At 72.1% G+C, this 23,238-nt stretch carries 22 protein-coding genes; 9 read left to right on the top strand and 13 right to left on the bottom strand.

The window, feature by feature from the left end; genetic code table 11:
- Genes ACFSKW_RS51705 through ACFSKW_RS51685 form a run of 5 tightly spaced genes read left to right on the top strand, consistent with a single transcriptional unit; the run spans position 1 to position 4,646 of the window.
- Positions 1-1,098, top strand: a complete 1,098-nt coding sequence (locus ACFSKW_RS51705; protein ID WP_379582715.1) for an ABC transporter permease — start codon at positions 1-3, stop codon at positions 1,096-1,098.
- On the top strand, positions 1,095-1,940 hold the full coding sequence (locus ACFSKW_RS51700; protein ID WP_379582713.1) for an ABC transporter permease: 846 nt from the start codon (positions 1,095-1,097) through the stop codon (positions 1,938-1,940). The genes ACFSKW_RS51705 and ACFSKW_RS51700 overlap by 4 nt, the downstream gene beginning before the upstream one ends.
- On the top strand, positions 1,940-2,782 hold the full coding sequence (locus ACFSKW_RS51695; protein ID WP_379582711.1) for an ABC transporter ATP-binding protein: 843 nt from the start codon (positions 1,940-1,942) through the stop codon (positions 2,780-2,782). The genes ACFSKW_RS51700 and ACFSKW_RS51695 overlap by 1 nt, the downstream gene beginning before the upstream one ends.
- Positions 2,779-3,687, top strand: a complete 909-nt coding sequence (locus ACFSKW_RS51690; protein ID WP_379582708.1) for an ABC transporter ATP-binding protein — start codon at positions 2,779-2,781, stop codon at positions 3,685-3,687. Before ACFSKW_RS51695 ends, ACFSKW_RS51690 begins: the two co-directional genes overlap by 4 nt.
- Positions 3,687-4,646: a M24 family metallopeptidase gene (locus tag ACFSKW_RS51685; RefSeq protein WP_379582706.1), complete on the top strand. Its 960-nt coding sequence runs from the start codon at positions 3,687-3,689 to the stop codon at positions 4,644-4,646. The genes ACFSKW_RS51690 and ACFSKW_RS51685 overlap by 1 nt, the downstream gene beginning before the upstream one ends.
- Positions 4,647-4,769: 123 nt before the next feature.
- Here the strand turns inward: ACFSKW_RS51685 and ACFSKW_RS51680 are convergent, their stop codons facing one another.
- From ACFSKW_RS51680 to ACFSKW_RS51655, 6 genes are all read right to left on the bottom strand, one after another.
- Positions 4,770-5,645 carry a Cgl0159 family (beta/alpha)8-fold protein gene (locus ACFSKW_RS51680; protein WP_379582704.1) on the bottom strand — a complete coding sequence of 292 codons (876 nt, stop codon included), beginning with the start codon at positions 5,643-5,645 and terminating at the stop codon, positions 4,770-4,772.
- 73 nt (positions 5,646-5,718) lie between these two features.
- On the bottom strand, positions 5,719-6,594 hold the full coding sequence (locus ACFSKW_RS51675; RefSeq protein WP_379582702.1) for a sugar phosphate isomerase/epimerase family protein: 876 nt from the start codon (positions 6,592-6,594) through the stop codon (positions 5,719-5,721).
- Positions 6,591-7,667, bottom strand: a complete 1,077-nt coding sequence (locus ACFSKW_RS51670; protein WP_379582700.1) for a Gfo/Idh/MocA family protein — start codon at positions 7,665-7,667, stop codon at positions 6,591-6,593. Before ACFSKW_RS51670 ends, ACFSKW_RS51675 begins: the two co-directional genes overlap by 4 nt.
- A gap of 88 nt (positions 7,668-7,755) precedes the next feature.
- Positions 7,756-9,159, bottom strand: coding sequence for an MFS transporter (locus ACFSKW_RS51665; protein WP_379582698.1), 1,404 nt, complete (start codon positions 9,157-9,159; stop codon positions 7,756-7,758).
- Complete coding sequence (locus ACFSKW_RS51660; RefSeq protein ID WP_379582696.1) at positions 9,156-9,653, bottom strand: hypothetical protein; 498 nt, start codon at positions 9,651-9,653, stop codon at positions 9,156-9,158. Before ACFSKW_RS51660 ends, ACFSKW_RS51665 begins: the two co-directional genes overlap by 4 nt.
- Positions 9,654-9,707: 54 nt before the next feature.
- Complete coding sequence (locus ACFSKW_RS51655) at positions 9,708-10,529, bottom strand: MBL fold metallo-hydrolase (RefSeq protein WP_379582694.1); 822 nt, start codon at positions 10,527-10,529, stop codon at positions 9,708-9,710.
- Between the two features lie 206 nt (positions 10,530-10,735).
- On the opposite strand from ACFSKW_RS51655, the gene menC reads away from it, so the two are divergent.
- The 4 genes from menC (at position 10,736) to ACFSKW_RS51635 (ending at position 14,255) form a co-directional block, all read left to right on the top strand.
- Entirely contained in the window at positions 10,736-11,839 is a 1,104-nt protein-coding gene (menC, locus tag ACFSKW_RS51650; protein ID WP_379582692.1) for an o-succinylbenzoate synthase, read from the top strand.
- An 87-nt stretch (positions 11,840-11,926) separates the two neighbouring features.
- Positions 11,927-12,955: a dipeptidase gene (locus ACFSKW_RS51645; protein ID WP_379582690.1), complete on the top strand. Its 1,029-nt coding sequence runs from the start codon at positions 11,927-11,929 to the stop codon at positions 12,953-12,955.
- Positions 12,952-13,686 (top strand): GNAT family N-acetyltransferase, encoded by a 735-nt coding sequence (locus ACFSKW_RS51640; protein WP_379582689.1) that lies wholly within the window; start codon positions 12,952-12,954, stop codon positions 13,684-13,686. The genes ACFSKW_RS51645 and ACFSKW_RS51640 overlap by 4 nt, the downstream gene beginning before the upstream one ends.
- Before the next feature lie 41 nt (positions 13,687-13,727).
- Positions 13,728-14,255: a universal stress protein gene (locus tag ACFSKW_RS51635; protein WP_379582687.1), complete on the top strand. Its 528-nt coding sequence runs from the start codon at positions 13,728-13,730 to the stop codon at positions 14,253-14,255.
- A 93-nt stretch (positions 14,256-14,348) separates the two neighbouring features.
- Here the strand turns inward: ACFSKW_RS51635 and ACFSKW_RS51630 are convergent, their stop codons facing one another.
- The 7 genes from ACFSKW_RS51630 to ACFSKW_RS51600 form a co-directional block, all read right to left on the bottom strand.
- On the bottom strand, positions 14,349-15,026 hold the full coding sequence (locus ACFSKW_RS51630) for an ABC transporter ATP-binding protein (RefSeq protein ID WP_379582686.1): 678 nt from the start codon (positions 15,024-15,026) through the stop codon (positions 14,349-14,351).
- A complete protein-coding gene (locus ACFSKW_RS51625; RefSeq protein ID WP_379582684.1) occupies positions 15,023-16,837 on the bottom strand; it encodes a dipeptide/oligopeptide/nickel ABC transporter permease/ATP-binding protein in 1,815 nt (604 codons plus the stop codon). Before ACFSKW_RS51625 ends, ACFSKW_RS51630 begins: the two co-directional genes overlap by 4 nt.
- A complete protein-coding gene (locus ACFSKW_RS51620; RefSeq protein ID WP_379582816.1) occupies positions 16,837-17,763 on the bottom strand; it encodes an ABC transporter permease in 927 nt (308 codons plus the stop codon). Before ACFSKW_RS51620 ends, ACFSKW_RS51625 begins: the two co-directional genes overlap by 1 nt.
- A 9-nt stretch (positions 17,764-17,772) precedes the next feature.
- Positions 17,773-19,362 (bottom strand): ABC transporter substrate-binding protein, encoded by a 1,590-nt coding sequence (locus ACFSKW_RS51615; RefSeq protein WP_379582682.1) that lies wholly within the window; start codon positions 19,360-19,362, stop codon positions 17,773-17,775.
- Between the two features lie 87 nt (positions 19,363-19,449).
- Complete coding sequence (locus ACFSKW_RS51610) at positions 19,450-21,033, bottom strand: PucR family transcriptional regulator (RefSeq protein WP_379582680.1); 1,584 nt, start codon at positions 21,031-21,033, stop codon at positions 19,450-19,452.
- 29 nt (positions 21,034-21,062) lie between these two features.
- Positions 21,063-21,911 carry a serine hydrolase gene (locus tag ACFSKW_RS51605; protein WP_379582678.1) on the bottom strand — a complete coding sequence of 283 codons (849 nt, stop codon included), beginning with the start codon at positions 21,909-21,911 and terminating at the stop codon, positions 21,063-21,065.
- Complete coding sequence (locus tag ACFSKW_RS51600) at positions 21,904-23,229, bottom strand: serine hydrolase domain-containing protein (protein WP_379582676.1); 1,326 nt, start codon at positions 23,227-23,229, stop codon at positions 21,904-21,906. Before ACFSKW_RS51600 ends, ACFSKW_RS51605 begins: the two co-directional genes overlap by 8 nt.
- Between the last annotated feature and the right edge of the window lie 9 nt (positions 23,230-23,238).

Raw genomic sequence — 23,238 nt, 5'->3', positions numbered from 1 at the left:
ATGACCGTCTCCGGCGCGGACGCCCCCGGAGCCGCTCCCGCCGCCGCCCCGCGCGGCGGCCGGGGGCGGGTCCGCCGGCATCCGCTGGCGCGCTTCCTCCTGCGCAGGGTGCTCATCGCGATCCTCCTGGCCTGGGGGATCACGCTGGTCACCTTCGTCCTGACCAACCTGGTACCGGGTGACCCCGCCGCCGCCAACCTGGGCCAGCGCGCCCTCGGCGATCCTGCGATCGTGGCCCAGTGGCGTCATGAGCACGGGCTGGACAAGCCGCTGCCCCAGCAGTACCTCATCCACCTGCAGGGACTGCTGCAGGGGGATCTCGGCACCAGCCAGCAGAGCCACCGCCCGGTCAGCCAGGACCTCGCCGAGACCGTGCCCGCCACCCTGGAGCTCGCGGGCGCGGCGATCCTGGTGTCGCTGGTCCTGGGTGTGGCGTTCGGCGTGGTGGCGGCGCTGCGCAGGGACCGGCTGACGGACCACGCGCTGCGGGTGCTGAGCCTGATCGGCATCTCGGTGCCGACGTTCTGGCTGGCGCTGGTGGCCTTCTACGTGTTCTTCTACCGCCTCCAGCTCACTCCGGGCAGCGGGCGCATCGACCCGGGGCTGACCGCGCCGCCGCCCGTCACGGGCCTGGCGACGGTCGACTCCGCCCTGGCGGGACAGTGGGACGTCTTCGCCAGCGCCGTCGGCCACCTCCTCACTCCCGCGCTGGTGCTCGCCCTCTACACGATCGGCCTGCTCACCCGCTTCACCAGGAGCGCGGTTCTGGAGGTGCTGGGCCAGGACTACGTCCGCGCGGCCAGGGCCAAGGGCCTGCCCGGCAGGGTCATCCTGTTCAGGTACGTGCTGCGCTCGGCGCTGGTACCGATCATCACGGTGGCCGGCCTGGCGTTCGGCAGCCTGCTGTCGGGGACCGTGCTGGTCGAGGCGATCTTCGCCTGGCCCGGCGTCGGGCAGTACGCCTACAAGAGCGCCACCACTCTCGACCTGCCCGCCGTCATGGGCGTGGGCCTCGTCGTCGGCGGCGTCTACCTGGTGATCAATCTGATCGTGGACGTGCTGTACGGCGTCATCGACCCCCGAGTGAGACTGCAGTGACACGACGACTCCCCGAAGCCTGGCGGCAGCCCCTCGCCATCGTCGGCGGGGCGGTCGCGATCGCCTGGCTGGTGATCGCGCTGGCCGCCCCGTGGCTGGCCCCGCACGACCCCCTGGCGCAGGACCTGCCCAGGCTCGCCGCTCCCGGCCCTGGCCACTGGTTCGGCACCGACCAGCTCGGCCGCGACATCCTCAGCAGGGTCCTGTACGGCGCGCGGGTCTCGATCCCGCTGACGCTGATGCTGGTGGCCCTCTCGGTCCTGGTCGGCGGCCTGCTCGGCGCCTGCGCCGGATATTTCGGCCGATGGGTGGACGAGACGATCATGCGGGTGGCCGACCTCGTGTTCGCCTTCCCCACGGTCATCCTGGCCATGGTCGTGGCCGCGGCCCTGGGCGCGAGCCTGGCGAACGCGGTACTGGCCGTCCTGGTGGTGGCCTGGCCCGCCTACGCCCGCGTCACCCGGGGCCTGGTGCTGGGGGTGCGCGAGCGGGAGTTCGTGCTGAGCGGCAGGCTGCTCGGCTTCTCGGTGTGGCGCTCGCTGCGCGTCGACGTGCTGCCCAACGTCACGGGACCTGTGCTCGTCCTGGCCACCCTCGACATCGGCACCGCGCTGCTCCTGCTGTCCGGGCTGTCGTTCCTCGGCCTGGGCGCCAAGCCGCCCTCCCCCGAGTGGGGCGCGATGGTCGCGGGCGGCGTGGAGGTCTTCGACAGCTGGTGGGTGGCCACCTTCCCCGGCCTGGCGATCCTGACCGTCGTGCTGGCCTTCAACTTCCTCGGCGACACGCTGCGCGACGCTCTCGACCCGCGTACGGCCCGCGCCATCAAGGAGCGTGCCCTCTGATGCTGGACATCACCGATCTCAGGGTCGCCATCGGCGGCAGGGACGTCCTCGGCGGCGTCGACCTGTCGCTCCAGCAGGGCCAGGTCCACGGCCTCGCGGGCGAGAGCGGCTCCGGCAAGACCATGACGGGCCTGGCCGTACTCGGGCTGCTGCCGCACGGCGCCCGCGCCACGGGCACGATCGCGCTGGAGGGCAGGGACCTGCTCGGCCTGCCGCAGAAAGAGCTGAACAAGGTGCGCGGCGGCGAGGTCGCCATGGTCTTCCAGGACCCTGCCACGAGCCTGCACCCGATGCTGACGGTCGGCAGGCAGCTGACCGAGCACATGCGCCACCACCTGAAGCTCGGCCGCGCGCAGGCGCGAGAGAAGGCCGTCGAACTGCTCGGCAAGGTGCGCATCCCCGGCCCCTCCGAGGCGTTCGGCCGCTACCCGCACCAGTTCTCCGGCGGCATGCGGCAGCGCATCGCGATCGCCATCGCGCTGGCCTGCGAGCCCAAGGTGCTGATCGCCGACGAGCCGACGACCGCGCTCGACGTGACCGTGCAGGCGGGCATCCTGCGACTGCTGCGCGGGCTCTGCGACGATCTGGGGCTCGCCGTCCTGCTGGTCACGCACGACCTCGGGGTGATGTCGTCGGTGGCCGACCAGGTGAGCGTGATGAAGGACGGGCTGGTGGTGGAGACGGGCCCGCGCGCGGAGGTTCTCCGCTCGCCCGCCCACCCCTACACCCGTTCGCTCCTCGACTCGCTGCCCGACGCGCCCGCCCCCTTCGCGGCCGAGCCCGCCGACGGCGCCGCGGAGCGCAGCCAGGAAGATCGCCGAGCCGACGGGAAGAGCGCATGACGACGCTGGACATCCGCGACCTGGTGGTGGAGCACCGCTCGCCGGGACGGCCCGTGGTGCGGGCGGTGGCGGGCGCGAGCCTGACCGTCTCCCCCGGCGAGGTCGTCGGCCTGGTGGGCGAGTCGGGCTGCGGCAAGTCGACGCTGGCCCGCGCCGTCTGCGGGCTGCATCCCGCCGCCGAGGGTGAGATCACCTTCGGCGGCCGCCAGGTGACCCCACTCGGCCTGCGCAGACGGGCGCTGACCGAGATCCAGATGGTCTTCCAGGACCCCTACGCCTCGCTGAACCCGCGCCGCCGCGTGGGCGACCAGATCGCCGACGGGCTGCGCACGGGGGGAGACACCACTTCGGCCCCGGCCGACCTGCTGGAGCGCGTCGGCCTCCCGCGCGAGTTCGCCGGCAGGCACCCGCACGAGTTCTCCGGCGGGCAGCGGCAGCGCATCGCGATCGCCAGGGCCCTCGCGGCCAGGCCGCGGCTGCTGATCGGCGACGAGCCCATCTCCGCTCTGGACGCCTCCGCCCAGGCGCAGGTGGCCAGGCTGATGCGGGACCTGGCGGTCGACTCGGGCGCGGGGCTGCTGTTCATCAGCCACGACCTGTCGGTGGTACGGCTGATCGCCGACAGGATCGCGGTGATGTACCTGGGCAAGATCGTCGAGGTGGGTCCCACCGAGGAGGTGTGGGCCGACCCGCGCCACCCGTACACCCGGGCGCTGCTGGGCGCCATCCCCCAGCCCGACGGCCTCGGCGTCCTGCCTGCCGAGCTGCCCGGCGACGTCCCCGATCCCGCGGACCCGCCGCCCGGCTGCAGGTTCCACCCGCGCTGCCCGCACGTGATGGACGTGTGCAGGGTGAAGGAGCCCGACTTCGGCCCCGCCGCCTGCTGGCTGCACGCTCCCGAGTGATGAGGGAGCAGCTCGTCAGACAGGCGATGGCCGAGGCGGGGGTGGACGCGCTCGTGCTGCGCCCCTCCCCCGACTTCCGCTTCCTGGGCGGCACCGGTGAGGGCTTCCTCGTCGTCACGCGCGGCGGTCCTCCGGTCGAGACAGGCGACCCCGTCCCGCACATCCCGCGAGGGGCGCGCAGGGTGGGCGTGGACGACGAGATGCGGGTCTCCGAGCTGTTCGGCATGAGGATCGACGCCGAGCTCATCCCTGCCTCGGCGGTGCTGCGCGACCTGCGGCTCAGGAAGTCGGCGCAGGAGGTCGAGGCCGTGGGGCGGGCCGCCGCGACGGCCGACTCGGTCATGGCGGCCGCGCGCGAGCTGGCCTGGTTCGGGGCCAGCGAACAGGAGATGGCGCGCAGGCTGCGGGTGCTGCTGATCGAGTCGGGCTGCGAGGAGGTCGTGTCGGTGCGGGTGTCCGCCGGCGAGCACACCGCGGCGAAGGAGCACCGGCCCACCGGCCGGATCATCAACCCGGGCGACGCGCTGCAGGTCGCGGTGTGCGGCAGATGGGACGGCCTGTGCGCGGAGGTGGCCAGGGCGTTCGCCGTGGCCGAGCCGCCCGAGGACTTCGAGGCGATGCTGTCGGTGGTGCTCGCCGCGCGAACCGCCGCACTCGACTCGGTACGGCCGGGCGCCCCCGCCGAACAGATAGCCGCCCGTGCCCGCCAGGTGATCGAGGACAGCGGCTACGGCGGGTTCGCCGACGTCCGCGGAAGGGGCGTCGGCTGGGGGCACGAGGAGGCACCCTCCCTGTCCGACGGCGATGCCCTGTCGGACGGGATGACGTTGTGCGTGGCACCGGCCATCTACCTGACGGGGCTGTTCGGCGCGCGGGTGGCCGACACCGTCGCCTGCGCCCCCGGCGGCGCCGTCCTGCTCAGCCCCAGCTCCCCCGCCCTCCACGTCCTGGACGCCTGAACGCCGGACCGCCCGCCGCCCGGCCGTCACCCGCCGGCGCGGCCGCCCCAGCCTGCCGGTCGCTCGCCTGCCGGTCGCTCACGTTCCGGTCCCTCACCTGGCGGTCGCTCACGTGCCGGTTCGTCAGAGGAGGGCGACCGCCGCGTCGACGGCGGAGACCACGTCGTCGTCCGGCGGGTACAGCAGCGACCTGCCCACCGCGAGACCGCGGGCGGTCGGGCACGCCAGTGCCTTGCGCCACCTGGCGAACACCGCGGCCTGGTCGGAGTGGACCTCGCCGCCGAGGATGACGACCGGCAGCGTGGTGGCCGCCATCACCCGCTCCATGTCCTCGACCACGGGCAGCTTCAGCCACGTGTAGGCCGAGGTGGAACCCAGTCCCGCGGCGATCGCGGCGGCCTTGACCACCGCGTCGGTGGTGAGCACGTTGCGCACCTTGCCGTCGACCCTGCGCGAGATGAAGGGCTCGACCATCGCCAGCAGGTCGCGCGAGGCGAGGTCGGTGACGGCCTTGGCGGTGGCCTCCAGCGTGTCGACGCTCGCCGGGTCGGCGTAGTCGATCCTGGTCAGCGTCTTGCCGCCGTCGAACCTCATCGCCTCGATCGTGGCCGCGTCGTAGCCGGTGAACCGGTCGTCCATCTCGAACACCGCGCCCGCGAGGCCGCCCCGGTTCATGGAGCCGATGACGACCTTGCCGTCGAGGGCGCCGAGCAGGAGGAGGTCCTCGAGGATGTCGGAGGTGCCGAGCACACCGTTGACGCCCGGCCTTGCCAGTGCGGTGCAGAGCCTGTCGAGCAGGTCCAGCCGGTCGGCCATGGCCAGCGGGCGGTCGCCCGCGCCGAGCGCTCCGCGGGCGGGGTGGTCGGCGGCGATGACCATGAGCTTGCCGTGCTCGCCGAGCGGGCCGGCGGGGCGGACGCGGCGGGCGGCGGCCTCGGCGATGGCGGCCGGGCGGTGCACCCTGGTCTCGACGAGCGCCGCGAGCCTGTCCTGGTTCATGAACGCTCCTCGTGGTCTGGCGACGGTTCCTGGAAGGACGGGCACGGGCCGCCCGCCCTCCGAGGGGGCGGGGTCACCGGCGCTCGGCCAGCCAGGTGAAGTTGTGCCGCTGGTCGGCGAGGGTCGCCGCCCACGTCTCGGGAGTGACGGGGGCGCTGTCCTGCTCGATGACGTACCAGCCCTGGTAGCCGTTGGCCCTGAGCTGGGCGAGGAACGGTTCGAGGGCGACGTCGCCGCGGCCGAGCGGGCAGGCGACATCGCCCCACCACTCGTCCAGCCGCACGTCGCCCCTGGCCCTGGCGGCCTCGACGACGGCGTGGCGGACGTCCTTGACGTGGACGTGGTGCACCCGGTCGGCGTACTTCTCCGCGTAGGCGGCGGGCGAGGCGCCGCCCAGCTCGAAGTGGCCGCTGTCGAGGCAGAGCGCGACGTCGGTCAGCTCCATGAGCGTGTCGATCTCGGCGGCTCGCTCGACGTAGGTGACGTAGTGGGGGTGGAAGACGGGGCGCACGCCGTACGACCTGACGACCTCGCACGCCGCGGCGACGCGGTCGGCCGCGCGATGCCAGGCGTCGGTGTCCCACCCGTCGGTCCGCCACGGGTCGGCGCGCAGCGCCTCGTCGCCTCCGTCGGCCAGGACCGCCACCACGTCGGGGTTGCCGGAGGCGGCCAGCTCCTCCAGCGTGTGCCGCATCGCGGCCAGGTCGTCGGCGGGCACCTCCTCCGGCTGCGACAGGTTGAGCGGCACGTAGGCCCCGACGACCGTCAGGCCGTTGTCGGCGAACGCCCGGGCGGTCTCGTCGGGAGAGCCGAAGAACCCCGGAGGGCCGAGCTCGCTGCCCGTGTACCCGGCGGCGGCCATGGCCTCGAGGAGCTCGACCGGCTTCATGCCGATGGCGTGCCCGCTGTGGACGCCGTAGCTGCAGGGCGCGGACGCGATGCGGTTCATACGAGGCTCCTGGCGATCTGCTGGAGTGCCGCGGTGTCGTAGGCGGCGCCGGCGGCGGTGGACAGGACGGGGGCGCCCTCGGTGACGGAGGCGTGGAAGGCGAGCAGCTCGTGCAGGAAACCGGTGCGATGGTCGGACCGCAGGTGCGTGCCGGCGCGCTCGCCGCCCTGGATGGTCTCCACCACCAGCGAGGCGCGGGCGTCGCGCAGGTAGGGGCCCGGCATGTTGAGGTAGAGGCGGCCCGCGGAGCCGAAGACGGCGATCTCCTCGCCGTAGTCCGGGTAGTCGGGCAGCCAGTTCCACGACAGCGACAACTGGGCCTCGCCGAACGTTCCGAGCGCCTGCAGCTGCGGCGGCTCCTCCAGCTTCACGCCCGGCTTGAGCCCCGCGGCCTGGGCGTGCGCGATGGAGATCGGCTGCTCGCCGAACAGGGCGCGCAGCACCGACAGCTCGTGCACGACAGAGCCCTGCAACACGTTGGCGTAGATCGACACGTACGGCTCGCCCAGGTCGCCGACCGCCTCGAAGGCCTTCTGCCGCCCGTAGTCGTCGTCGGGCACCACGGCGTCGGTGTAGCGCAGGTAGCGCTGGTGGGAGAACTGCGGGCGGTCGGCCGGGTGCAGCACGGTCACCCGCACCAGGCGGACCGCCCCGAGATTCGCCAGCTCCGCCCTGGCCCTGTCCATGATCGGGTCGTACATCTTCATGTACGCCACCTGCAGCACCAGGCCCTTGGCCGCGGCAAGCGCGTCGAGCTCGGTGCATTCGCCGACGGTGTGCGCGAACGGCTTCTCGGCGAGCACGTGCTTGCCCGCCTCCAGTGCCCTGCGGGTCAGGTCGGCGTGGGTGCCGGGGGTGAGGAGGAGGACCGCGTCGACCTCGGGGTCGGCCAGCACGTCGGCCGCGTCGGTGGAGTGCCGCACGGGCCCGCCGTGCTCGGCCGCGATCTGCGCCGCCAGCGTGGCCGACAGGTCGCAGACATGCGTCACCTGGTACTTCTCGCGCAGCGCCTGCAGGTTCTGCAAGTGAACGGCCTGGGCGATGAGGCCGAGACCGATGACGCCGAGGCGCATGAACGTGCTCCTTGGATCGGTGGGAGTCAGTTGTTTCTATCGAGTCCCGCGCCGACGTGTCAAACCTTTGTTAAGACATTAGGTGGATCTAATGTGTGGTCCCCGTGCGGCGCGGCAGGACGAGGACGGCCGCCACGCCCAGCGCCACGATGACGGCCGTCGCGACGAAGGTGTCGTGCACGGCGGCCGCGAGCGCCTGCCGTACGGGCTCGGCGCCGGGTCCGCCGAGGGCGCGGGCGGCCTCGTCCACGGAGGTGGCGCCGCCCATCCGGCCGGCGAGCGTGGTGTTGGCGACGGCGGCCAGGATCGCGGCGCCGAGCGCGCCGCCGCCGATCCTGAAGAAGACCACGCCGCCCGTGACCACCCCTCTGCGCTCCCATCCGACCACGGACTGGGCGCCCACCAGCATCGACACCGACAGCAGGCCGAGGCCGCAGCCGTTGACGAAGGCGCAAAGGCCGGCGTACACGAGCGAGGAGTCCGGGGTGAGCCCGACGAACAGGGCCGCCGACACCGCGATGAGCGCCAGCCCTGTCAGCGCGGTGTCGCGGAAGCCGTACCTGAGGTAGAGCCTGGCGGAGAAGAACACGGTCAGCGGCCAGCCGAGCGACTGCACCGCCAGTGCGAAGCCCGCGGCGACGGCGCCCGCTCCGAGCACGCCCTGGGCGTAGGTGGGCAGGTAGACCGTGGGGCCGACCAGGATCATGCCGACGACCGCGCTGCCGAGGAACGAGCCGAGCAGCACCCGGTCGCGCCACATCCACGGCGGCAGCAACGGCTCGGCGGCGCGGGTCTCCCACCAGGCGAAGACCACGAGCACGGCCACGCCCGCCGCGACCGGCCACGGCGAGCCGTTCTGCAGGCCGAGCATGACCGCGACGACGCCGGAGGTGAGCAGCGCCGTGCCGAACAGGTCGAGCCGGCGCCTGCCGCGCTCGACGTGCTCGTCGAGGAACAGGGCGATGACGGTCACCGCCACCGCGCCGACGGGCAGGTTGAGCAGGAAGATCCAGCGCCAGGTGGCGTACTCCGACAGCAGGCCGCCCAGCGCGGGCCCGACCAGGGCGGACACGCCCCACACGGAGGAGAGCAGCCCGCTGATCTTGCCGCGCTCCTCCAGCGGGTACAGGTCGCCGGCCACGACCTGGACGATCGACTGGATCGCGCCGGCGCCGACCCCCTGGACCGCCCTCGCCACGATCAGCGCCGGCATCGACCAGGCCAGACCGGCCAGCAGGGAGCCGACGAGGAAGACGCCCATCCCGGTCAGCAGCATGGGCTTCCTGCCGAACAGGTCGGCCAGCCTGCCGTAGACGGGCGTGGAGACGGCCTGGGTCAGCATGTAGCCGGCGATCACCCAGGGGAACAGCGAGAACGAGCCGAGGTCACGGACGATCGAGGGGACGGCGGTGGCGACGATGGTGCCGTCGATGGCGGCCAGCGCCATGGCCGCCATCAGCCCGGCGGAGATCGCCGCCCTCCGGCCGGTCACAGCGTCTCGGCCAGGCGCCTGGCCTCGTCGGCCCATCCGGCCAGGAACATCATCGTCTGGCCGCGCTCCCGGTAGCGGCGGGCGGCCTCGACGGGCCTGGCGCCACCGTAGTCGAGCTGCTCGCGGTCGACGGCGCGGAGCATGGCGGGAACAAGCCAGTCATACTTGATCGCCGAAGCGCAGACGGCCAGCCTGACGAGCCGCTCGTCGCCCCGCCATCCCGCCTCGCGCAGGCCGCTGCCCTTCCACAGGCAGGGCAGCCCTTCGGCGTAGACCTCGGCCTCCCTGCGCCAGTAGTTCCAGTGGCGGGGGTCGTGGGAGGACTCCCAGCCCGGCCTGCCCTCGTCCGAGCCGGTGAGCACCTTGAGTATCACCGGCCGGTCGGCGGTCAGCCGCCAGATCCCCCTGGTCACCGCGTTCAACGCGTTGTGGATCAGCGGCTCCGACGTCCATTCCGTCCAGCCGAGCACTCTCCGGATCTCGTCAGCGCTCACCCGGAGATCATAGACATCGGGCGATCGGGCGCCGCGCCCGCGGACCGGCCCGCGTCAGCCCCAGGACATCTCCCCCGTGGCCACCTTGGCGCCGAGTTCCAGGTTGACCAGGCCGCCGAGCGACGGATAGCGCCTGGTCATCGCCCTGCGCAGCGCCCTGGCCTGGTCGTCGCGGCGTCGGGCGTCGCGCAGTTCGGTCTCGAAGGCCACCAGGTAGTCGCGGGTGAAGCGGATCACCGAGGCGTCCAGCGGGCCGCCGGCGGCGGTGCGGTGGCCCGGCACGACGTACTCGGGGTCGAGCGCGCTCATCTCGTCAAGCGTCCGCCGCCAGCCCTCACGTTCCTCCGCGGCGGCGGTGTCGGCGGTCCACAGGTGGACGCCGCTGAACAGCGCGGCCCCGCCGAGGACGGCCCTGCGGTCGGCGTTCCACAGGTACTCGGTGCGCCACGCGGCGGCGGGGTCGCCCTGCCTGATCTCGAACACGTGGTCCTCGAGCTCGAGACAGCCGCCGAGCAGCGGTTCGGGGATCACGATGTCGGTGGCGAGGTTGCCGCCGAGCTGCTTCCAGATCTCCAGCTTGGACCGCCACGTCGCCTCGATGCGCTCGACGGTTCCCGGCGTCGCGAGGATCCGCACAGTCGGGAACGCCTGCCTGATCACCTGCAGGCCGAAGTAGTAGTCGGGGTCGGCGGCGCTGACGAAGACGGCCGACAGGTGCTTGCCGCTGTCGAGCACGTCCGCGAGGACGCGATGTTGCTCGGCCAGCGTGAACTGGCCGTCGATCAGCAGCGCCTGCTGCTCGCCTGCCACCAGGACGGACGTCTTTCCCAGGCCCGTCTCCCCTGCTGTGTGAACGCTGAAGCGCACGTTGGGCATGCCGGGATCTTTCCCGAGTCAGGTCAAGTGGTAAGGCGGGGTTTCGTCCAGACTTGGTGATTTCGCGGTGCCGGCTCACCCCGCCTGCGTGACGCCTTGGGGTAGGAGACGAAGCAACGCCTGTTTTTCCGGCTTCCTGCACGAATCCGCAGAGGGTCGCCGTGGCCTAGCGTCGGACGACATCCCTGCGACGAAGTGGAGACACAATGAAGATCACCGGAGTGGAGCTACGGCGGATCGCCATGCCGTTGGTCGCGCCGTTCCGCACGTCCTTCGGCACCGAGACCTCCAGGGACGTGCTCCTGGTCAGAGTGGTCACGCCGGACGCCGAGGGGTGGGGCGAGTGCGTGGCGATGTCCGAGCCCCTCTACTCCTCCGAATACGTCGACGGCGCCGCGGAGGTGATCCGGCGCTTCCTGCTGCCGGCCCTGCCCGACAACGTCGACGCCTACGGCGTGGGCAGGGCCATGGAGCCGATCAAGGGGCACCGCATGGCGAAGGCCGCGCTGGAGACGGCCGTGCTCGACGCCCAGTTGAGGGCGGCGGGCGAGTCGTTCGGCCACTTCCTCGGCGCCGCCAGGGACCGGGTGCCCTGCGGGGTGTCTGTCGGCATCATGGACTCCATCCCTGAGCTGCTCGACGCGGTGGAGGGCTACCTGGACGAGGGCTACGTCAGGATCAAGCTGAAGATCGAGCCGGGCTGGGACGTCGAGCCCGTCCGGGCGGTCAGGGAGCGGTTCGGCGACGACATGCTCCTGCAGGTGGACGCCAACGCCGCGTACACGCTCGTCGACGCTCCGCAGCTGGCCAAGCTGGACGACTTCGGGCTGCTGCTGATCGAGCAGCCGCTGGCCAACGACGACCTGGTGCAGCACGCCGAGCTCGCCACGCGGCTGCGGACGCCGATCTGCCTCGACGAGTCGATCGAGTCGGCCGAGCACGCCGCCGCCGCCATCTCGCTCAAGGCCTGCTCGATCATCAACATCAAGCCGGGCAGGATCGGCGGCTACCTCGAGGCGCGGCGCATTCACGACCTGTGCAGGGCGCACGGGATCGCGGTGTGGTGCGGCGGCATGCTGGAGACGGGTCTGGGCAGAGCCGCGAACGTCGCGCTCGCCGCCCTTCCCGGGTTCACGCTGCCCGGTGACACCTCCGCCTCGCGCCGCTACTACGCCACCGACATCACCGAGCCCTTCGAGCTGGACGGCGGCTACCTCGACGTGCCCACGGGCCCCGGCCTCGGCGTCGAACCGGTCAAGGACGTCCTCGACGAGGTGACCACCTCGACCGAGTGGATCGCTCTCGGCTGAGTTGGTTGGGCTGCCGGACGAAGAACGGCCCGGGCTTGATAGTCCAGGACGAATTCCTCCGGCAGCCCTTGGCATACCGTCACGGACATGCCGCTAGATCTCCACCGCCGCGCCCTGGTCGCGGACACGCACAACGACCTCCTGATCGCCGTCGCCGCCCGCCCCCCGCACCGCTGGGCGAGCTTCTTCCGCGATCAGTGGCTGCCGCAACTGCGCGAGGGCGGTGTCAAGCTGCAGGTGCTGCCGGTCTTCATCGACGACGCCTTCCGCCCGGAGGGCGCGCTGCGCGAGACGCTCAGGATGATCGAGTGCGCGCACGTGATCGCCGAGGGCAACGCCGACGCCGTCGCGCTCTGCACCGACGCGGCCCAGATCGACGCCGCCCTCGCCGAGGGCAGGATCGCCCTGGTCCTGGCCATGGAGAGCATGCCGGGGCTGGACGCCAGCGTCGAGCTGATCCCCACTCTCCACCGCCTCGGGGTCCGGGTCGCCTCCATCGCGCACTGGGGCCGCACCCCGCTGGCCGACGGCAGCGGTGAGGACGCCACCGGCAGCGGTCTCACCTCCCACGGCGTCGCCGCGCTGAAGGAGATGGAACGGCTCGGCATCGTCTTCGACATCTCCCATCTGGGCGCCTCGGGCGTCGCGCACGTGCTGGAGCTGGCGACCAGGCCGCTCATCGCCACCCACTCCTCGGCCCGGGCCCTGCGCGACCACCACCGCAACCTGACCGACGAGCAGCTGAGGGCGGTCGCCGCGACCGGCGGCGTCGTCTGCGTCAACTTCGTCCCCGACTTCCTGGCGGACGACCCCGCCGGCTTCACCCTCGACAGGCTCGTCGACCACATCGAGCACATCGCCGCCGTCGCGGGCGTCGACCACGTCGGCCTCGGTCCCGACTTCGTCCGCGAGGTGCTCACGGACACCACCCCGCCCTGCTGCGAGGAACTCGGCTACGGCGAGATCGACCCCCTGGCCACCCTGCCGGGGCTGGAGGGCCCGCGCGGCCTGCCGCTCGTCACCGAGGCGCTGGTCGCCAGAGGCGTGGAGGAGAAGGACATCCTCAAGATCCTCGGCGGCAACGTCCACAGGCTTCTCGGCGAGGCGCTGCGGTGACCGCGATCAGGGAGCTGCACACCCACGAGGAGTTCGACGAGGCCTTCGCGGTGTTCACCGGCATCTGGGGCTTCGACCAGGGCAACCAGCCGATCAACCCGGAGCTGATGCGTGCCCTGTCGCACGCGGGCAACTACGTCGCCGGCGCCTACGAAGGTGAGCGGATGGTCGGCGCCTCCGTGGGCTTCTTCGCCGAGGGAGGGGCGCTCCACTCCCACATCACCGGGGCGCTGATCGGCAGGGGCATCGGGTTCGAGCTCAAGCGGCACCAGCGCGAATGGGCGCTGGCCCGCGGGATCGACCGCGTCACCTGGACCTACGACCCGCTGGTCCGCCGCAACGCGCACTTCAACCTGGCCAAACTGGGCGCCAGGCCGGAGGAGTACCTGCCGAGCTTCTACGGCGTCATGGGGGACGCCGTCAACAGGGGCGACGAGTCGGACCGGCTCCTGGCGGTGTGGCGGCTGTCCGAGCCGGACGCGCCGTACACGCTGGAGGGGGCGGAGGTGGGGCTGAAGGAGGAGGACGGCAGGCCTGTCGCGGTCGACACGGACGCGAAGGTGCTGCTGGTCGCGGTGCCCGCCGATGTGGAGACGCTGCGCAGGCGGGACCCCGGGACCGCCAAGGCCTGGCGGTACGCGGTTCGCGACGTCCTGGGAGGGCTGCTGGAGGACGGCGCCCAGGTAACAGGTTTCCATGCGAAGTCCCATTACGTGGTGGAGCGGCCCTAAGGGGCGCAGTATGGACGCGTACCTCTCTTGAGGAGGACGCGATGCTACCCGAAGAACCGCGCGTGGTCGTCGGCGTCGACGACACACCCGCCTCCCGCTGGGCGCTGATCTGGGCGGTCGGGGCCGCCAGGCTGCGTTCGATGGCCCTGGTCGCCGTCCATGTCAGCAGGGCGCCCGTGCACCCGTTTCCTGAGGCGCTGCCGTACACGCACGCTGTCAGGCAGCTGGAGGAGGCCAGGAGCGTCGAGCTCATCCAGACCCTGTTCGACGACATGGCCGGCGGCGCCCCGCCGGATATCAGCACGCTCGCCATCGCCAGGCTCGGCGAGCCAGGACCTCTCCTCGTGGAGCTTGCCAGGCCGACCGACCTGCTGGTCGTCGGCAGGGGGCGCAGGGGCGCGCTGGACCGGCTGCTGTTCCCGTCCACGCGCCGCTACTGCACCAGCCACGCCCGCTGCCCGCTGGTCATCGTGCCGACCCCGCCGGGATCCGACACGATGACGGGATTCGGTTTCGCCTCCCGTCCCGCGTGGATCCGCTGGCTGTCGCCGCGCCACCCCGCCGAGTGAGGCCACCCGGCGGGGCACCCGGGTCCGGGGGAAGCGCGAGGACTCGCCGGGGCCCGGGGCGGGAACGGCTCAGGCTCGCCCTGCCCGGCCCGCTCAGGAGGCGGGCATGCGCGGCACGGCCGCCAGCAGGGCCCTGGTGTAGTCGTGTGCGGGCGCCTCCACCACCTGGTCGGTGGGGCCGTACTCGACGAGCCTGCCGTGACGCATGACCGCGATGTCGTCGGCGACGTAGCGGACCACCGCCAGGTTGTGCGAGATGAACAGCATCGACAGGCCGAGCTCGGCGCGCAGGTCGCGCACCAGGTTCAGCACGGCGCCCTGGACCGACACGTCCAGCGCCGAGGTGATCTCGTCGGCGATCAGCAGGCGCGGGGAGGCGCCGAGCGCGCGGGCGATGGCGACCCGCTGGCGCTGCCCTCCCGACAGCTCGCGAGGGTAGCGGGCGGCCGTCTGCGGGGGCAGCGAGACCAGGCCGAGCAGGCGTTCGACCTCGTGGGCGGTGGGCCTGCGCAGCCCCTCGGCCACGGACGCGCCGACCGTCATCCGCGGGTTCAGCGAGGCGTAGGGGTCCTGGAAGACCATCTGGACGCCGCCGCCGTCCTCGATCACTCCCGTGTACGGCACCAGCCCGCTGACCGCCCTGGCCACCGTCGACTTGCCGGAGCCCGACTCGCCTACGAGGCCGACGACGCGGCCCTGCGGGATGTCCAGCGTGACGTCGTCGACGGCGGTGAACGCGCCGAACCTGACCGTCAGTCCTTTGATGATCACGAAACCTCCCAGCAGGCGACGCGGTGCGCCTTGCCGTGCTCTTCCAGTGGGGGGCGCTCCTGCGTGCAGCGGCTCGTGGACAGCGGGCACCGGCCGGCGAACGCGCAGCCTTCGCCGACCTCGGCGGGGGTGGGCTGGCGGCCGGGGATGCTGGCCAGCGGCAGCGACCTGTCGGTGGCCATGTCGGGCACCGAGGAGACCAGCGCGCGGGTGTAGGGGTGGGCGGCGGCGGCCAGCTGGTCGGCGGGCAGTTCCTCGACCACGCGGCCCGCGTACATGACGACGATCCTGTCGCACAGCGAGCCGACGACGGCGATGTCGTGCGAGATGAACAGGGTCGCGGCCGCGCTCTCCTCGGTCACCTCGCGCAGCAGGCGAAGGATCTCCCCCTGCACGGTGACGTCGAGGCCGGTGGTGGGCTCGTCGGCGATGATGAGCCTGGGCGTGCCCATGAGGCCCATGGCGATGACCGCGCGCTGGCGCATGCCGCCGGAGAACTCGTGAGGGTGCTGGCCCGCGCGGCGGGCGGGGTCGCTGATCCGCACGTGGCCGAGCCGGTCGACGGCCCTGCGCCACGCGTCGGCGCGGGTGGCGCGCTGGTGCACGGTGGCGACCTCGGCCAGCTGTCCGCCGACCTTCAGCGCCGGGTTGAGCGAGGCCATCGGGTCCTGGAAGACCATGGCGAGCGAGGTGCCGAGCACCTTTCTCCGCTCGCCTTCGGGCAGGGCGTGCACGTCCTGCCCGCACAGCAGCACGGGTCCGCCGCCGACCACCCCCGGGTACGGCACGAGCCCGCCGACGGCGTAGGCCGTCAGGCTCTTGCCGCTGCCCGACTCCCCCACGACTCCGACGATCTCGCCGGGTCCGACGGTCAGCGAGACCTCGCGCACGGGGGTGACGCCGCCGGGAAAGGTGACGGTGAGGTCTCTGACCTCCAGCACCGCCTCGGTGTCGTGCGGCTCGTCGTCGCCCGTGAGGCGCGGGCGCGGGACGGACGGCTCCGCCCCGTGGACGGCAGAGCGTGACGCGGTCCTGGCCAGCGCCTCGCCCACCAGGTTGAACCCGACGCCCGCCAGCACCACCATCAGCGCGGGCCCGAGCGCCACGAGCGGGCTGACGTAGATCCGGCTGAACCCGTCGAACAGCAGCCGCCCCCAGTCGTAGCTCGGCGGTTGTACACCGAGCCCGAGGAAGGACATCCCGGCGAGCCCCAGAAGGCTGCCGCCGATCATGGTGGTCAGGTTGAGGATGAGCGGCTCGGCGATGTTCGGCAGCACGTGCCGGGTCACGATCCTCGTGCGGGATACGCCGAGGAGCCTGGCGGCGGCCACGTAGTCGGATCCGGCCACGGAGGCGGCCAGCGTCTGGGTGAGCCTGGCGAATCCCGGCGCGACGGCGACGCCGATGCCGAGAACCGCCCCGCGCGCGCCGAGTCCCGCCACGACGGCGGTGAACATGGCCAGCAGCAGCCCGGGGAAGGCCACCAGGGCGTTGACGGTGCCGCTGACGAGCCGCCCGAGCCTGCGGGGCAGGACGGAGGGCATGGCGCCGAGCACCACGCCGATCGCCGCGCCGATGGCGGCCGCCAGCACGGCGAGCAGGAGCGAGAACCTGGTGGCCACCAGCATCCTGGCCAGGATGTCGCGGCCGAGGCTGTCGGTGCCGAGAGGGTGCGCGGCCGAGGCCCCCTGCAGCGCCGCGACCGGGTCGATGAGCTCGGCCCTGTCGCCCCAGATGGGGGGTCCGATGACGGCCAGCACCAGCATGAGCGCGACGATGGCCGCTCCGGCCACCCCCGAGAGGGTCCGCATCAGCTCTCCTTGATGGTCGACTTGGGGTCGAGCACGCCGAGCACCAGGTCCACTGCCAGGTTGACGATGAGCACGATCGCGCCGTAGACGAGGATCACACCCTGCGCGACGGGGAAGTCCTTCTGCGTGATCGCCTCCGTCATCCGCATGCCGAGTCCTGGCCAGGCGAAGACGTACTCGACCAGCACACTGCCGGCGATGAGCCCGCCGAGCAGCAGGCCGCCCGTCGTCAGCGTCGCGGTCAGCGCGTTGGGCAGCACGTGCTTGAGGTGGACCATGGCATGGGGCAGCCGCTTGGCCCTGGCCAGCCTGACGTAGTCCTTGCCGAGCTCACGCGCCGTCTCCACCCTGACCAGTCGGGCGACGAGCGCCGCCGGCCCGATCGCCAGCGCGGCGACCGGCAGCACGTACGACAGCGGCCCCTCCTTGCCCGCGGGCGGGAACCAGCCCAGCGTGATGGCGAAGACGACGACCAGCGCGATCGAGTAGAGGAACTCGGGGACGGCCACGGCCGCGCCGGTGCCGGCGGTGAAGCCGATCTCGGTGCCCCTGCGGCGGCCGTTCTCCGTGCGGATCGCGACCCAGAGACCGACGGGGACCGCCACCAGCAGCGCGACGAGGGTGGCGAGGACGGCGAGCGTGAGCGTGTTCGGCAACCGGTCGGCGATGATCTGGCCGACCGGTTCCCCGGTGAGGAAGGAGGTGCCGAAGTCGCCGCTGACGACCTGCGAGACGTAGGTGACGAACTGCTCGGGAAGCGGCTTGTCCAGGCCGAGCGCGGACGTGCGCATGGCGACCAGCTCGGCGGGGGCGGCCGGGCCGAGGGCCGCCCTGACGGGGTCGCCGGGGATCAGGTGGATCATCGCGAACGTGGCGAGCATCAGGGCGGCCAGGCCCACCGCGAACCTGGCCGCGCGGCGCAGCACGAGCAATGGTCAGCCCGCCTTCGTCATGCGGATGGAGGTGGGCGCGATCTGGGTGGCGACGACCTCGACGGTGGCGCCCTTCGTCGCGATGAGCGCGGTGTTCTCCACCACCGGCACCAGGTCGCCGGCCTCGAACAGGGCCGACTCCGCGGCCAGCCAGTCGCCGCAGCTCTCCGCGCCCGGCCTGGCCGCGGCCTTGGCGACCAGCTCGTTGTAGCGGCTGTTGTTCAGGTGGGCGAAGTTGGCGCCCTTGGGGGCGTTCGGCCCGCTGAGGAACCCGATCAGCTGGGAGGGCAGCGACACGCCGATCGGCAGCCACGCCGCGTCCCAGTCCTGCGTGACGTTCAGCGACTCGGCCAGCTTGGTGTCGATGACACCCTGGAGGCGCACCTCGGCGCCGAGCTTCTTCCAGGTGGTCGCCAGGTACTCGGCGGCGGCCAGCACGCCCTGCCCTCGCGTGGTGGCGTGCAGGTAGCGGATGGTCAGCCGCTTGCCGTCCTTGACCCTGATGCCGTCGGGGCCCTGCTTCCATCCCGCGGCGTCCAGCGCGGCGGCCGCGGCCGCGGGGTCGTGGGCGGGCAGGTGCCCGCTGACGCTGTCGCCCTTGCACGGCCGCGGCTCGAGGACGAGGTTGGTGGGTTTCCTGCCGTTCCCCCCGGAGGCGATCGCGGCCAGCTCCGTCAGGTTGACGCCCTGGGTCAGCGCCTTGCGCACCACGGGGTCGGCGGTCGGATGGCCCTCGCCCTGATGGTAGAAGTACTGGCCGTTGCCGCCGCCGACGACGGTCTTCTTGACGGAGGGGTCGGCCTCCACCCGCTGCCTGTCGGGTCCCTCGACGACGGCGGCGTTCAGCCCTCCCGACGTCAGCAGGTTGACCGCGGTCTGCTCGTTGGGCACGACCTTCAGCACGAGCTTGGCCGGCAGTCCCGGCGTCCTGCCCGTCACGCCGTCCGGGCCCCAGCCGTAGTCCTTGCGGAGGGCGAAGGTGTAGTGGTCGCCCGAGACGACCTCGGTCAGCTGGAAGATGCCCGAACCCGAGGTCTGCCTCGCCAGCAGCGAGCGGTCCTTCAACCCCTTGCCGCAGACGATGTAGACGCTCGCGGCGCTCTCCAGGATGAAGGAGAACGGCTGGGGCATCGTCAGCGTCACGGTTCCGGCGGCGTCGTCGGCCTTGGCGGTCATCCCGGCGGGGATGAGCACGCCGTAGACGGGAGACTTCGTGGCGGGGTCGGCGATGTGGGTGAAGTTCTCCGCCACGACCGAAGGGGTCACAGGGGAGCCGTCGGCGCACGTGACGTTCTTGCGCAGGGTGAAGGTCACCGACTCGGGCTTGACATCCCATTTCTCGGCCAGGGTGGGGACGAGCGTCCCGTCGGCCTTCGTGGTGACCAGGGTGTCGTAGGCGTAGTTCAATGTGTTGTTGGTGACGGCCAGGATGGCCGTGGCAGGATCGAGGACGCCGGGGTCGGCGGGGATCGCGGCGGTGAAGGTGGCGTTCTCGACGACGCCACCACCGCCCGGGGTGGATGGCGACGCGCCGCAGGCGGCGGCGAGCAGTCCTGTGACGGCGACCACGGTCACCGCGGTGGTTCTGTTCATGCGAAGCTCCCGGCTGGGTGGGTTGCCTCACCCTCCTCTTTGCCCTGGCGGGAATCTTCGTGCGCCGCGACGAAAGGAGCCGGTCGTCTAGTGCCGTCGTCCGAAGATGCGCATCATGAGCATGGCGGCCAGCCGCGCCTCGGGGTCGGCGAGGTCGAGGCCGCTGATCTCGGTCAGGCGGCGCAGCCGGTACCTGAAGGTGTTGGAGTGCACGTGCACGGCGGCCGCGGCGGCGTTGACGTCTCCGAAGCTGTCGAGGTAGGCCCCCAGCGTGGCGGCCAGCTCGGTGCCGTGCTCGGCGTCGTAGTGCAGCAGCCGATGGTAGGGCCCGGTCGGCATCTGCGCCTCCGCCGCGGCCAGGTCGCCCAGTTGCAGCAGCAGCGACTCGAAGTGCACGTCGCTGTAGCCCGCGACCTGACCTGAGCCGCCTCTTGAGCGCAGCACCCGGAGCGACCTGTCGGCGTCGGCCCGCGACCTGGCCACCTCGCCCAGGTCGGCGGCCAGCCTGCCCACCCCGATGTTGGCGCTGTGGCGCGGGCCCACTCTGGACAGGAAACTCTGCGCCACCCGCGCGGCCCGCGCCTCCTCCTCGCCGCTGGCGTGCAGCGGCAGGAGGGCGTAGGCCACCGATCCGACGAGGGCGGCGGCGGCCTTGGGGTGGATGGCGCCGACGTGGAGGGCGAGCGCGTCGCAGAAGCGCTGCCTGTCCGACTCCGACTGGGCGGCGTCGGCGTGCGTCCCGGTGAGCTGCGCGGCCAGCACGCACAATCGCTCGCTGGCCACGCCGAGGCGGCCCGCCGCCTCGGCGGCGTCCCTGCCGCCCTCCAGGATGGTGGACAGCAGGTCGGCCTGCAGCCGCCTGCGCGTGTCGCTGCCCACGCGCTGGCGCAGCAGATGCAGCGCGACGATCTTGGCGGCGTCGATGAGCGCCCACTCGCGCTGCTCGCTGAGCGGCTCCCGTACGGCGGCCCAGATGGAGCCGAGGATCTCGTCGCCCGACCGGACTGCGATCGCCACGCGCGGCAGCGTGTCGAACAGGGCCAGGTAGACAGGGCCGGGGCTCTGGTAGATCTTGCGGAACCAGCCCTGCTCGTCGAGCATGCGCCGGTACACCTCGGGTACCTGGCGGCCGAGCACGGTGGCGATCCTGCCGGGGTCGGCCTCGTCCTGGCGGCCGGAGTAGGCCAGTACCCGCGAGGAGCGATCCTCGATCGTGACCGGCGCGTCCAGCAGCGCGCACAGCGCGTTGGCCAGGGAGAACAGGTCGTCGGGCGGCTCCTGGCCGGGCTCCGTCAGGTCGTCTTCCGCCAGCACGGAGCGCAGCAGCGCCGCCACCTGGGCCCAGGAGGCGGCGCGGGTGAGGCCGAGGACGGCCACGCCCGTCTCCAGGACCTTGGTCCGCACCCGCTCGTCGGCCGCGACAGGCTGCTTGACCACGATGCCGGAGCCCGCTCTGGCGGCCTCCAGCAGGTCGCAGATGCTCTCCGCGCCCTCGACCCCCACGGCGAGCAGCAGCCCGCCCGCGGGCAGCAGCAACTCGTCGAGGGGGTCGTAGATGTGGACGCCTGTGACCTCGGCGTCGAGATCGCCTGGCGAGGCGGCAACGTCGAGCACCGTGCTGCCCAGGTCGTCGAGGATCCGGCGCAGACTGGCCCGCGGACGGGTCGTCATCTCCTCACGATAGTGGACGAAGACCGACATCAGCCGCGTAGCTCGTCGACCGCCTCGCGGGCCGCCGCGCCGATGACGGCGTCCGCCCTGGGCAGGCGGTAGCCGAGGGAACGCGGCCTGAGGTAGACCGCGACGGCGTAGCGTTTCCCGTCGGGATACTCCACGACGCCCGCCTCGTTGCGGATGCCGAAGATCGTGCCGGTCTTGCCGGAGACGCGCACGTCGTCGCCGAAGCCGGACGACAGCCGGTGCGGCCAGACCTGCCGTCCCATGATCTCCCTGACCTCCGCGCACGCCTGCGCGGGCCCCGCCTCGTCGCGCCAGATCTTGGCCAACAGGGTGGTGGTCTCGCGCGGGGTGGAGGCGGAGGTCCTGGCGGGGTCGAGCACCGACAGCGTGCGCAGCCGCTCAGGAGCCGTGCCCTCCAGGTCCTCCCACGAGCTCGCGCCGAGCTCGGTCAGGACGGTGGCCAGCAGGACCCTGCAGTCGCCGATCAGGTGCGTGGAGGTGAGCCCGAGCTCGGCGAGGGTGGCGTTGACGCGGTCCACCCCCACCTTCTCCAGCAGCACGTCGGTGGCGGCGTTGTCGCTCATCGACATCATGAAGTACGCCAGGTCGCGCAGCGACAGCTCGACCTCGTCGGCGCAGCCCGAGGTGCCGATGCCGCCGTCGCGGTGCTCCTTGGTCACGGGCAGCCGCTCGGTCCTGGAGATCAGGCCCGCCTCCGCCTGCCTGGCGTACTCCAGGACGATCGGAATCTTGAAGACGGAGGCGAGCACCACGGGGTCGTCGGCCCCGTGGCACACCTCGAGGTCGCCGTCGATCTCCCGCGCGTGCAGGAATCCCTCGACGTCCGCGGCCTCGAACAGCTCACGCACGTGCCACCGCCCTGCCGCCCCCGTGAAGGTAGAGGCGCCCGTTCCGCTCCAGGAAGGTGATCGTCCCCTTGCCCTCCAGGTCGATGAAGGACCGGTCCGAGTGGTGGACGTACTTCTCGGTCGTGCGCTCCACGCCGGCGTTGCGCATGAACTCGCCGGGAATGGTCGTCAGCTCCAGTCCGCCGTCGACCGCCGCCACCTCCTGCACCGCGGCGGGCCCGGTGTAGGTTCCCGCGAACTCGGAGGCGTCGACGCTCTCCGGCCGCTCAGGGACGGTCGGCAGCGGGGTGGGCGTCACCCCTGACAGCTCGCTGATCACGGGGAAGGCGAGATCCTTGATGAGCCCGGCCACGTCGCCGCCGTTGCAGCTCATCGCGATCGAGAAGTCGGCCCTGGGCACGATCCGCCAGAACGTGCTCTGCCCGACGGTGCCGCCGTCGTGCCCGTAGACGGGGGCTCCCCAGTCGAACAGCTCGAAGCCGAGCCCCCACCGGTCGGCGAGCAGCCCTCGCACGCCCGGCACGTCCACCTGGGCGGTGGTCATCGCCGTGACGGTCTCCTCCTCCAGCACCCTCGTGCCGTCCTCGGCCATGCCGCCGTTGAGGAACATCCGCCCGAAGCGGACCAGCTCGCGCGGAGCCAGGCACAGGGTGGAGCCGGCCGGCGCGTTCGAGCGCGGCATCTGCCAGTTCGGATTGACCACGTTCTCCGGTCCGAGGTGCCCCACCGAGGCGCGGAACACGATGGCCTCCTCGGCGAACAGGCCCGCGTGGGTGACGCCGAGCGGACCCATCAGCCGCTCCCGGACGGCCTGCTCCCAGGTCCCTCCGGTGAGCCTGGCGGCCAGCGCGCCGAGCACGACGAAGCCCGAGTTGCAGTAGGAGAACATCGCGCCGGGCTCGAAGACCTGGGCCGCGCCGTGCAGGTAGCCCACGAACCGGTCGAGGCAGTCGTCACCACGCCCGGTGTCCTCGAACAGGTCGCCTTCGAAGCCGCCGGTGTGGGTCAGCAGGTGCCTGACGGTGACCGTCTCCGAGGCGGCCGCGTCGGCCAGGCCGAACTCCGGCAGGTACTTGCGCACGGGCGCGTCGAGGTCGACGACGCCGTGCTCGACCAGACGCATGACCAGGGCGGACGTCCAGATCTTGGTGGTGGAGCCGACCTGGAACAGGCTGTCGGGTGTGGTCTCCACGCCCGTGTCCCTGTTGACGACGCCGGTGGCGGCCTCGATCAGCTCGCCCCCCGCCCAGACGGCGATGGCGGCGCCGGGCACCTTGTGGTCGCGGGCGACCTCGTCGAGGCGGTTCTGCAGGTCCATGCGTGCTCC

The sequence above is a fragment of the Nonomuraea mangrovi genome (assembly GCF_042681425.1).
GTDB lineage: Bacteria > Actinomycetota > Actinomycetes > Streptosporangiales > Streptosporangiaceae > Nonomuraea > Nonomuraea mangrovi.
The sequence above is the reverse complement of the archived record's forward strand: the minus strand, read 5'-3'. Positions and strand labels throughout refer to the sequence as shown.

What these genes read in the sequence shown, in the direction of transcription:
- ACFSKW_RS51705 (WP_379582715.1), top strand. Translation starts at nt 1, where the DNA reads ATGACCGTCTCCGGCGCGGACGCCCCCGGAGCCGCTCCCGCCGCCGCC.
- menC (WP_379582692.1), top strand. Translation starts at nt 10,736, where the DNA reads ATGAAGATCACCGGAGTGGAGCTACGGCGGATCGCCATGCCGTTGGTC.
- ACFSKW_RS51675 (WP_379582702.1), bottom strand. Translation starts at nt 6,594, where the DNA reads ATGAACCGCATCGCGTCCGCGCCCTGCAGCTACGGCGTCCACAGCGGG.
- ACFSKW_RS51645 (WP_379582690.1), top strand. Translation starts at nt 11,927, where the DNA reads ATGCCGCTAGATCTCCACCGCCGCGCCCTGGTCGCGGACACGCACAAC.
- ACFSKW_RS51610 (WP_379582680.1), bottom strand. Translation starts at nt 21,033, where the DNA reads ATGACGACCCGTCCGCGGGCCAGTCTGCGCCGGATCCTCGACGACCTG.
- ACFSKW_RS51680 (WP_379582704.1), bottom strand. Translation starts at nt 5,645, where the DNA reads ATGAACCAGGACAGGCTCGCGGCGCTCGTCGAGACCAGGGTGCACCGC.
- ACFSKW_RS51615 (WP_379582682.1), bottom strand. Translation starts at nt 19,362, where the DNA reads ATGAACAGAACCACCGCGGTGACCGTGGTCGCCGTCACAGGACTGCTC.
- ACFSKW_RS51600 (WP_379582676.1), bottom strand. Translation starts at nt 23,229, where the DNA reads ATGGACCTGCAGAACCGCCTCGACGAGGTCGCCCGCGACCACAAGGTG.
- ACFSKW_RS51635 (WP_379582687.1), top strand. Translation starts at nt 13,728, where the DNA reads ATGCTACCCGAAGAACCGCGCGTGGTCGTCGGCGTCGACGACACACCC.
- ACFSKW_RS51695 (WP_379582711.1), top strand. Translation starts at nt 1,940, where the DNA reads ATGCTGGACATCACCGATCTCAGGGTCGCCATCGGCGGCAGGGACGTC.
- ACFSKW_RS51690 (WP_379582708.1), top strand. Translation starts at nt 2,779, where the DNA reads ATGACGACGCTGGACATCCGCGACCTGGTGGTGGAGCACCGCTCGCCG.
- ACFSKW_RS51685 (WP_379582706.1), top strand. Translation starts at nt 3,687, where the DNA reads ATGAGGGAGCAGCTCGTCAGACAGGCGATGGCCGAGGCGGGGGTGGAC.
- ACFSKW_RS51655 (WP_379582694.1), bottom strand. Translation starts at nt 10,529, where the DNA reads ATGCCCAACGTGCGCTTCAGCGTTCACACAGCAGGGGAGACGGGCCTG.
- ACFSKW_RS51625 (WP_379582684.1), bottom strand. Translation starts at nt 16,837, where the DNA reads ATGCGGACCCTCTCGGGGGTGGCCGGAGCGGCCATCGTCGCGCTCATG.
- ACFSKW_RS51670 (WP_379582700.1), bottom strand. Translation starts at nt 7,667, where the DNA reads ATGCGCCTCGGCGTCATCGGTCTCGGCCTCATCGCCCAGGCCGTTCAC.